Source organism: Acidovorax sp., from assembly GCF_034519795.1.
In the GTDB taxonomy this organism is placed as follows: domain Bacteria; phylum Pseudomonadota; class Gammaproteobacteria; order Burkholderiales; family Burkholderiaceae_C; genus Acidovorax.
Window position 1 is genome coordinate 1 of sequence record NZ_JAXHOB010000019.1, and the last position, 8797, is coordinate 8797.

Here is an 8797-nt window from a genome sequence, read left to right on the forward strand (position 1 = left end):
TCCGGGCAGGCCTGGTAAGGCCAGGCACCCGGCGTGGGAAAATAGCGCCCCTGTTTGTTTCTCCCCTTGGTACGGGCCCGTCCGGCCCTCAAGCACATGACCGTTTCCAGCACGCTACCGGCCCCGCGCCATTTCACGCTCAGCGATTTCGACTTCGCGCTGCCCCCCGAACTCATCGCCCAGCACCCCGCCACAGAGCGCAGCGCCTCGCGCCTGCTCGACGGCCGTGCTGCAGACCCCGTGGACCGCATCTTCCACACCCTGCCCAGCCTGCTGCAGCTTGGCGACCTGCTGGTCTTCAACGACACGCGCGTGGTCAAGGCGCGCATCTTTGGCGAGAAGGCCAGCGGCGGCAAGCTGGAACTGCTGATCGAGCGCGTGCTGCTGGGCAACGAGGTCGTGGCCCACATGAAGGTCAGCAAGAAGCCCCTGCCCGGTGCTGTGGTGCACATGGCGGGCGGCCTGCACGGCGGCGGGTTCAATGCCACCCTGCTGTCGCGCTGGCCCGCCGAAGACGATGGCCCACTGTTCCGCTTCGCGCTCGAAGGACCGGCCGGCGAGACGCCGCACGAGCTGATGGAGCGCCACGGCCACCTGCCGCTGCCGCCCTACATCGAGCGCCAGCAGAACGCCGACCACGACCCGGACGCCGCCGAGGATGCCCAGCGCTACCAGACCGTGTTCGCGCGCGCACCCGGCGCCGTGGCGGCCCCGACGGCGGCCCTGCATTTCGACGAAGGTGTGCTCGCAGCACTGGCCGAGCGCGGCGTGGAGCGCGCCAGCGTCACCCTGCACGTGGGCGCCGGCACCTTCCAGCCCGTGAAGACCGAGAACCTGGCCGAACACCAGATGCACAGCGAATGGTACGAGGTACCGCTGGCCACACTGGCGGCGCTCGAGCGCTGCCGCCAGCGCGGGGGCCGCGTGGTGGCCGTGGGCACGACGACGGTGCGCACCCTCGAATCCTGGGCGCGCAGCGGCCAGGCCTCGGGCGACACCAACATCTTCATCACCCCGGGCTTTGCGTTCCAGGTGGTGGACCTGCTGCTCACCAACTTCCACCTGCCCAAGAGCACGCTGATGATGCTGGTGAGCGCCTTTGCGGGCTACGGGCGGATCATGGACCTGTACCGCCACGCCATCGCGCAGCAGTACCGCTTTTTCAGCTACGGCGATTCGATGCTGCTCGCGCGCCAGCGCCCCCAGGAGGCCACGCTCAGCAGTTCGTGACCGTGGCAATGCGGGGCGCTACACCCACCTTCGGCAGGCGCACGCAGTAGACGCCGGCCTCGCTTTCCACGCGCATGACACGGCCGGAGTACGCGTTCTGCCACTCCTTGTCGGTGGGCATGTCCAGCGCCGGTAGCGCCGGTAGCGCCTGGATTGCCGCGTTCGCAGGCAGGGTCACCGGAATCACCGCCATGCCCTGGCCTGACCCTTCCGCCGCCAGCACAGGAGCGACAGGTGAATGCCCACTGCGGGCTTCGCGCGCAGGGCCCGGAGCGGCCGCTGGCGGGGCCATGATCCACAGGACCTGCATGGCCTCCCTGGGTGGCTGCAAGGACGCGCGCACGGCAGATGCGGGGAGGACCAGCCACCACAGCCCCGCTGCGTGCAACAGCAGCGACGCTGTCGCCGCACACCCCAGGCGCCATCGGCCCGGACCGCACAGCGGGGCTCCCCACGAAAGGCGCAGAGAGGACGGGCTCTGGAGGGATGCCATGGTGCCTGCCCCATTGATTCTGTAAAGCAATGGCTATCCTGCCATACAGACATCAGAAGGGGCAAGCGCCCCACCCGGGGCACAGGGCGACGCCAGGCCGCGCCCGGTCAGAACGCGACGGCGTGCCCGTCCTTGCGCGGGTCGGAGCCTGCGATGTAGCTGCCACCGTCACGCAGCACAAGCTGGGCGCCGCCGAAGGCGAAGACGCCATTGCCCTCTTCCACCGTGACCTCGTGACCGCGCGCACGCAGCGCGGCGACCACCGCCGGATCGAATGCCGGCTCCACGGCCACGCCCTTGCCGCCCGTCACGCGCCAGCGCGGGGCGTCGGCAGCGGCCTGCGGGTTCTGGCCGTAGCGCAGCACGCGCAGGGCCATCTGCAGGTGGCCCTGCGACTGCATGGGGCCGCCCATCACGCCAAAGGCCATCTGCGGCGTGCCGTCGGCATGCATGGAAAAAGCCGGAATGATGGTGTGCGAGGGGCGCTTGCGCGGGGCCACCTCGTTGGCATGGCCGGGTGTGAGCGTGAAACCATGGCCCCGGTTCTGCAGACTGATGCCGGTGCCCGGCACGACCACGCCCGAACCGAAGCCCATGTAGTTGGACTGGATGAACGAGACCATCATGCCCGAAGCATCGGCCGCAGCCAGGTACACCGTGCCACCGGGGCGTGGCGTGCCGTGGCCGGGGTCGCCGGCCTGCGCGGAATCGATCAGCTGTGCGCGCTGCGCCAGGTAGTCGGCGTCGAGCAGGTCGCGCGGCGTCACCGCCTGCATGGCATCGATGTCGGCGTTGTACTGGTGCAGGTCGGCCAGCGCGAGCTTCATGGCCTCGATGCTGGCGTGCACCGTGTCCACGTGGTCCAGCGGCTGGCCGCCGATGCCGTGGGATTCGAGCATGCCCAGCGCCATCAGCGTGGCGATGCCCTGGCCGTTGGGCGGGATTTCATGGACCACCGAATCGCCGAAGCGCTGGCTCACGGTGCCCACCCAGTCGGCCTGGTGCGATGCCAGGTCGTCCTCGGTCATCGCACCGCCATGGGCCCGGGCGTGCTCCACCATCTGGCGCGCCAGCGTGCCGCGGTAGAAGGCCTCGCCCTCGGTCTGGGCGATCAGCTCCAGCGTGCGCGCATGGGCTTCGCTGCGAAAGATCTCGCCCGCGCGCGGCGCGCGGCCGCCGGGCATGAAGCACTCGGCAAAGCCGGGCTGGGCGCCGAGTTTGGCAGCGCCCAGCGCCCAGAGCCGGGCGATGGTGGGCGAGACGGGAAAGCCATTGCGCGCATAGTCGATGGCGGGCTCGGCCAGCTTCGCAAACGGCAGCTTGCCCAGGCGCCTGGACAGGGCCACCCAGGCCGACACGGCACCGGGCACGGTGACGGCGTTCCAGCCCGTCTCGGGCAGGCCACCGCGCTCGGCGAAGTACGCCGGTGTCCACGCGGCGGGCGAACGTCCCGAGGCGTTCAGGCCGTGCAGCTCCTTGCCGTCCCAGACGATGGCGAAGCCGTCGCTGCCCAGGCCGCAACCCGTGGGCTCGACCACGGTGAGGGCCATGGCGGCCGCGATCGCAGCATCCACCGCATTGCCGCCGGCCAGCAGCATGCGCAGCCCGGCCTGCGCGGCCAGCGGCTGTGAGGTGGAGACCACATTGCGCCCCATGACTGCGCTGCGGTTCGATGCGTAGGGAAGGGCCCAGTCCAGGCCCATGGTGGGTTCAGTCATCGGATCGGTCACTCCACGGAAATCTTGTGCTGGCGGATCACAGCGGCCCAGCGCGCGCTGTCGGCCTGCACCATGGCGGCGAACTTGGCGGCCGTGCTGGGCGCAGCGGGCTCCACGCCGAGTTTGGCCAGGCCTTCGGCCACTTCGGTCGACTGCATGGCCTTGGCAAAGGCCTTGTGGATGCGGTCCACCAGTGCCGGCGGTGCGCCGGCCGGCAGGTACACGCCGAACCAGGTCACCGAAGAATACCCGGGCAGGCCCGATTCGGCCATGGTGGGCAGCTCGGGCGCCAGCGCACTGCGCTTTTCGCTGGTCACTGCGAGGGCGCGCAGGCGGCCGCCCTTGGCGTGCGGCATGCCAGTGGGCAGCGAGTCGAACAGCACGTGCGTCTGCCCGGTCACGAGGTCGGGGATGGCCAGGGCCGTGCCCTTGTAGGGCACATGCATCATCTCGATGCCGGCCTGGGCGCTGAAGGCCGCGGCGTTCAGGTGCACGATGGTGCCGTTGCCGCTGGTGGCGTAGTTGAGCTTGCCGGGGTGGGCCTTGCCGTAGGCAATGAGCTCACCCACCGTCTTCACGGGCAGCGAGTTGGTCACCAGCAGCACGCTGGGTGCGTCGGCCAGGTGGGCGACGGGCGTGAAGTCCTTGCGCGGGTCATAGGCCAGGCGCGGCATCAGGTGCGGCGAGATGGCATGCGTGCTGCTGGTGGTGAGCAGCAGCGTGTACCCGTCGGGTTGCGCCTTGGCAGCTTCGGCCGCGCCAATGGTGCCCCCGGCCCCGGGGCGGTTGTCGACCACCATCTGCTGGCCCAGGTCCTGCGCCACGCGCTGCGCGACCACGCGGGCCACGAGGTCGGTGGCACCGCTCGCCGGGAAGGGAACGATCACCCGCACAGGGCGGTCGGGCCAGCCCGATTGCGCATGCGCGCCTGCACACACGGCCATCAGGCAGGCCAGGCCGAGCACGCTACGGCCCCAGGACAAAAGACGCATACGAAGCACTCCAGAAAAGGACGGTGATAGGGAAAAAACCGGGCACGCCCCTCTCCCACTGTCCACAGGATAGGTGGCGCCACAGGCTTCATCTTAGGAATGTGGCACCCGTATGACCACCACCAAATCAGCAAATAGCTTTGCCGCTACGGCAAAGCGCTTCTCTTTTTGAGATGATCTACGGCAAACCTGACAACGCCGACCCCTCCATGCGCGCCCAACTCCTGCAAGACACGGCCCTGCGCTACTTCCTCGAAGTGGCGCAAAGCGGCTCGCTGACCGAAGCCTCGGCCCGGCTGCATGTGGCCGCCTCGGCCCTGAGCCGCCAGATCGCCGGGCTCGAATCGCAGCTGGGCACGCCGCTGTTCGAGCGCCACCCGCGCGGCATGGTGCTCACGGCGGCTGGCGAGATCCTGGCCACGCATGCGCGCCGCACGGTGCTCGATGCCGAGCGCGCGCTGGGCGAGATCGGTGCGCTGCAGGGCCTGCGCGCGGGCCAGGTGCGCCTGGCCACCTCGGATGCATTCGCCAACGAACTGGTGCCGCGCCTGTGCGTGGAGTTCCAGCGCACGCACATGGGCATCCAGTTCGAGGTCCTGTCCCTGCCCACGGCCCAGGTGCCCGGTGCGGTGCGCAGCGGCGCGGCCGACATCGGCCTGTGCTTCAGCCGCGCGCCGCACAAGGACATCGACGTGGCCTACCGCCAGCGGGCACCGGTGCTGGCCCTGGTGCCGCCCGGCCACCCGCTGGCCGGGGCGAAAAGCGTGACGCTGGCGCGCATGGGCCAGTACCCGCTGGCCCTGCCCCCACCCGAGACCACGGTGCGCCAGATGATCGACATCGTCTGCAGCCGCCAGGGCCTGCAGCTGGCGCCGGTACTGGTGAGCAACCACGTCAAGACCATGCTTCACTTCGTGGCGAACGGGGGTGGGCTGTCGGTGTCCAGCGAGATCGCGGCGCGCCACATGGTGGCAGCGGGCGACATCGTGGCCCTGCCCATCGGCGACCAGGGCATGGACCTGCGCGACCTGGAACTGCAGACCCTGGCGGGCCGCAGCCTGCCCGTGGCGGCACAGGCCTTTCTGGACCTGCTCAGGGAGCGGCTGCCCGGCCCCTGGTGATCCTTATCCACGACCTTCGTGCTGCTGGCGGAACTCACGCGCCTTGCCGAAGTGGCCATTGCCGATGAAGGGCACGGGAGGACGCAGCGCCGACAGCGGCGAGGGGTGGTTGGACATGAGCACCAGGTGCCCCCTGTCGGCCGGGATCCACACGCGCTTGGACTGCGCATGCGCGCCCCAGAGCATGAATACCACCGGGCGCTCGCCCTCGGCCACGTGGCGGATCACGGCGTCGGTCAGCTCCTCCCAGCCCTTGCCGGAGTGGCTCGCGGCCTGGCCCTCTTCCACCGTGAGGCCGGTGTTGAGCAGCAGCACGCCGTTCTTCGCCCACTTCACGAGGCTGCCGCCTGGCTCGGGCCAGGCAGGGAAAGGCGTACCCAGGTCACGCTGCATCTCCTTGAAGATGTTGCGCAGCGAGGGCGGCAACTGCACGCCGGGCGCGACGGAGAACGCCAGCCCCTCGGCCTGTCCACGCCCGTGGTAAGGGTCCTGGCCGAGGATGACCACGCGCACCTGCTCGGGTGGGGTCAGCTCCAGCGCGCGCAGCGGCTTGGGCGGGAAGATCGCGGCGCCGGCGTCCAGGCGCTGCTGCAGATACGCCAGCAAGGCCTGGCCGCGCGAGCCGGCAAAGAAGGCATCGGCCAGCGGCTGCCAGCCGGGCGCCACGGGCCAGTCGGGGGGGTCGGCGCTTTGCAGTTGGGTGGCGTCTGTCATGGATGTCAGACCGTGGATCAGGCGAACAGCTTCGCCAACGCCTCGCCGGGTTCGGGTGCGCGCATGAAGGCTTCGCCCACCAGGAAGGCATTCACGCCCGCATCGCGCATGGTCTTCACATCGGCCGACGTGAGGATGCCCGACTCGGTGACCAGCAGGCGGTCGGCCGGCACGTTCTTCTGCAGGTCGAGCGTGGTCTGCAGCGACACCTCGAAGGTGCGCAGGTTGCGGTTGTTGATGCCCACGAGGCGGGTCTTGAGCTTGAGGGCGCGTTCCAGCTCCGCACCGTCGTGCACCTCGACCAGCACCGCCATGTCCAGGCTGCGCGCAATCGCCTCGAAGTCCGCCATCTGCGCATCGTCCAGGCTGGCCGCGATCAGCAAAATGGCATCGGCGCCCATGGCCCGCGATTCATAGATCTGGTAGGCATCAACCATGAAGTCCTTGCGCAGCACGGGCAGCTGGCAGCTGGCGCGCGCCTGCTTCAGGTAGTCCACGCTGCCCTGGAAGAACTGCTTGTCGGTCAGCACCGAGAGGCAGGCCGCGCTCACCGTGCCATCGCCATCGGCATAGCTCTGCGCGATGTCGGCGGGGATAAAGTCGGCGCGCAGCACGCCCTTGCTCGGGCTGGCCTTCTTGACCTCGGCGATCACCGCCGCCTGGCCCCGGGCGATCTTGGCGCGCAGCGCGGCCTCGAAGTCGCGCGTGAGCACGCGGCTCTCGGCATCGGCACGCATCGCGGCCAGGGGCATGCGCTTGGTGGCAGCGGCCACTTCTTCGTGCTTGACGGCAACGATCTTGTTGAGGATGTCACTCATGGGAAAACCTTCACGAAAAATTCAAACTAGCCGCACCAAAGTACACCACGAAACTTCGGCACACAAGAAATCAGCGGTGGCGTGATGCCGCCTCTGGCTACCGGCCCTACCTTGGCTCGACACCCTGGAGACCAAGGCGACCGTTCAAATGCTCCAGGCACCGGTCAATCAATGCCTGCTCACGCCTGGAGCCACGTTGCAACGTCAGGCTCGTCAGTGGGATTCTCTGGCCAGCAGGCCCAGGATCCAGTATCAGGCGGCAGTAAAACATCGTCCCCTTCGCATTGCCAAAGGGCTCCCAGCTCAGGCAGCACGCCTCATGCAAGACAACTGTGCCTTGCCTCTTCAAGCCCAGAGGCGTAAGTGTGCGGCTTCGAAAATCCAGTATCCAGCCCCGCGACTTGTCGTTTTGGAATCGAAGTCGCAGAGCGATGGTTGCGCAAGCAACGCAAGGCAGCCCAACAGACCAGAAAATGCTCCAAAGATACTGCGCCCGCCAATCCAGGACCATGATCACCGTTGCAACAAAAACAAGCACCGACATGCCACACAATGGGACGAAAACCGTCAGATCCGCGAGACTGGCGCCCCCGAGGCTCAAGGGAAGCCACACCCTGGATTGCTGCTCGATAGCAGCCACCCAAGCCGACAAAATGCGCAGACGTGCGGGCACAGGTGAAGGCTTGCGCGTCACGACGAGTCCTCTGACCTGGGGCAACGCGCAATGCGGTCGCAAAGAGAGACGCAGGCGCATCTGCCAATACACAGCGCGCCGGAAAGGCACGCCAGGCAGCTAGCGCGAAAAAGCCCGCCACCATCGAATGCCCCCCGCAGATGCATGCGGCGTGTGCCGGCCCGGCCACCCTCCCGGCGCATTCGCGCGCATTGGCACGATGCCCCCGGTATCGGCGAGCACCATGGCCCGGCGCGGTGCGCCGGGGGACGGGTGGCAGCATGGCAGTTCGGCACGCAGGACAGGTCAGTAGACAGGCATCAAGCGGCCACCGGACCGCCGGATACCGAGGCGGGCCGCCAGTTCATCCACGCATCGGTCGAGGGTGCCCATCTGCATAGACAGCGTTTCGGTATCGGAGGACTGCAGTTCCACCGCGAACAGGGTCGCGATCGGACCTGCTGTTCTATGGCGAAACTCGACCTCGCAGGAAAGGGAGCCGTGATCTGGAGGGCCGGGCATGATGCCGATGGAATGCGCCGGGTCCAGGGGAATGGCCGGGCCTGCTGTCTGTGCAGACTGCAGCGTGCGCAGGGACATGTTCAGCACCCACCGCACCCGGTACGCGAAGCGCCGCAGCTGCCACCAGCACATGACCACGGCGGTGCCGACAAACAGCGCAATACCCCACCACGCGGTAGCGATAGAGGGCTGCAGCGCGAATAGAAAGAAGTAGCAGCTGCCCCAGGCGAACAGGACAGGTCCCAGATAGGCCCATACGGCCTTTCGGTGCAACCGCTCGGGTAGGTACAGACAGGCGTCCTCCCTCACGGCAGCCGCGAGGTCGTTGACGTCCCGCAACGTGCGGTGCCCCTGTGTTGTCATGCGCTGCTGCAGCGATCAAGCCGCCAGCGCGTGCGTGCGCGCCACCAGTTGCTCAAGCCGGGCCAGCGCGGCACCCGAGGCAACCGCAGCGCGCGCCTTGGCCAGGCCGTCGGCGATGGAAGTCGCCACATTGGCCGCATACAGCGCGGCGCC

Annotated in this window: 8 protein-coding genes and 1 pseudogene; 2 read left to right on the plus strand and 7 right to left on the minus strand. The window is 68.2% G+C overall.

The genetic code is table 11. The annotated features are described in order from the left end of the window. Positions 1-96 precede the first annotated feature (96 nt). Positions 97-1230, plus strand: coding sequence for a tRNA preQ1(34) S-adenosylmethionine ribosyltransferase-isomerase QueA (queA, locus tag U5N23_RS21265; RefSeq protein ID WP_322594734.1), 1134 nt, complete (start codon positions 97-99; stop codon positions 1228-1230). Here the strand turns inward: queA and U5N23_RS21270 are convergent. From U5N23_RS21270 to U5N23_RS21280, 3 genes are all read right to left on the minus strand, one after another. Then, complete coding sequence (locus U5N23_RS21270) at positions 1217-1540, minus strand: hypothetical protein (protein ID WP_322594735.1); 324 nt, start codon at positions 1538-1540, stop codon at positions 1217-1219. The two genes, queA and U5N23_RS21270, sit on opposite strands and share 14 nt — an antisense overlap. 290 nt (positions 1541-1830) lie before the next feature. After that, positions 1831-3441, minus strand: a complete 1611-nt coding sequence (locus tag U5N23_RS21275; protein WP_322594736.1) for a gamma-glutamyltransferase family protein — start codon at positions 3439-3441, stop codon at positions 1831-1833. Positions 3442-3449: 8 nt separating this feature from the next. After that, positions 3450-4433, minus strand: coding sequence for a tripartite tricarboxylate transporter substrate binding protein (locus tag U5N23_RS21280; RefSeq protein ID WP_322594737.1), 984 nt, complete (start codon positions 4431-4433; stop codon positions 3450-3452). 209 nt (positions 4434-4642) lie between these two features. On the opposite strand from U5N23_RS21280, the gene U5N23_RS21285 reads away from it, so the two are divergent. Continuing rightward, positions 4643-5554 carry a LysR family transcriptional regulator gene (locus U5N23_RS21285; protein WP_322594738.1) on the plus strand — a complete coding sequence of 304 codons (912 nt, stop codon included), beginning with the start codon at positions 4643-4645 and terminating at the stop codon, positions 5552-5554. A 3-nt stretch (positions 5555-5557) separates the two neighbouring features. On the opposite strand, the gene U5N23_RS21290 is transcribed toward U5N23_RS21285, so the two are convergent. The 4 genes and pseudogenes from U5N23_RS21290 to trpD form a co-directional block, all read right to left on the minus strand. Beyond that, positions 5558-6268 carry a uracil-DNA glycosylase gene (locus tag U5N23_RS21290; RefSeq protein ID WP_322594739.1) on the minus strand — a complete coding sequence of 237 codons (711 nt, stop codon included), beginning with the start codon at positions 6266-6268 and terminating at the stop codon, positions 5558-5560. Positions 6269-6285: 17 nt separating this feature from the next. Then, positions 6286-7086: an indole-3-glycerol phosphate synthase TrpC gene (gene trpC / locus U5N23_RS21295; protein ID WP_322594740.1), complete on the minus strand. Its 801-nt coding sequence runs from the start codon at positions 7084-7086 to the stop codon at positions 6286-6288. Between the two features lie 979 nt (positions 7087-8065). Further along, the gene (locus U5N23_RS21300) at positions 8066-8644 is read right to left on the minus strand and encodes a hypothetical protein (protein WP_322594741.1); all 579 of its coding nucleotides are present in this window, start codon (positions 8642-8644) and stop codon (positions 8066-8068) included. Between the two features lie 15 nt (positions 8645-8659). Then, positions 8660-8797, minus strand: a pseudogene (gene trpD, locus U5N23_RS21305) (anthranilate phosphoribosyltransferase); the annotation flags it as partial.

Bases quoted from the DNA above. Each gene is read 5' to 3' on its own strand.
- queA (WP_322594734.1), top strand. From the start codon at position 97: ATGACCGTTTCCAGCACGCTACCGGCCCCGCGCCATTTCACGCTCAGC.
- U5N23_RS21270 (WP_322594735.1), bottom strand. From the start codon at position 1,540: ATGCAGGTCCTGTGGATCATGGCCCCGCCAGCGGCCGCTCCGGGCCCT.
- U5N23_RS21275 (WP_322594736.1), bottom strand. From the start codon at position 3,441: ATGACTGAACCCACCATGGGCCTGGACTGGGCCCTTCCCTACGCATCG.
- U5N23_RS21280 (WP_322594737.1), bottom strand. From the start codon at position 4,433: ATGCGTCTTTTGTCCTGGGGCCGTAGCGTGCTCGGCCTGGCCTGCCTG.
- U5N23_RS21285 (WP_322594738.1), top strand. From the start codon at position 4,643: ATGCGCGCCCAACTCCTGCAAGACACGGCCCTGCGCTACTTCCTCGAA.
- U5N23_RS21290 (WP_322594739.1), bottom strand. From the start codon at position 6,268: ATGACAGACGCCACCCAACTGCAAAGCGCCGACCCCCCCGACTGGCCC.
- trpC (WP_322594740.1), bottom strand. From the start codon at position 7,086: ATGAGTGACATCCTCAACAAGATCGTTGCCGTCAAGCACGAAGAAGTG.
- U5N23_RS21300 (WP_322594741.1), bottom strand. From the start codon at position 8,644: ATGACAACACAGGGGCACCGCACGTTGCGGGACGTCAACGACCTCGCG.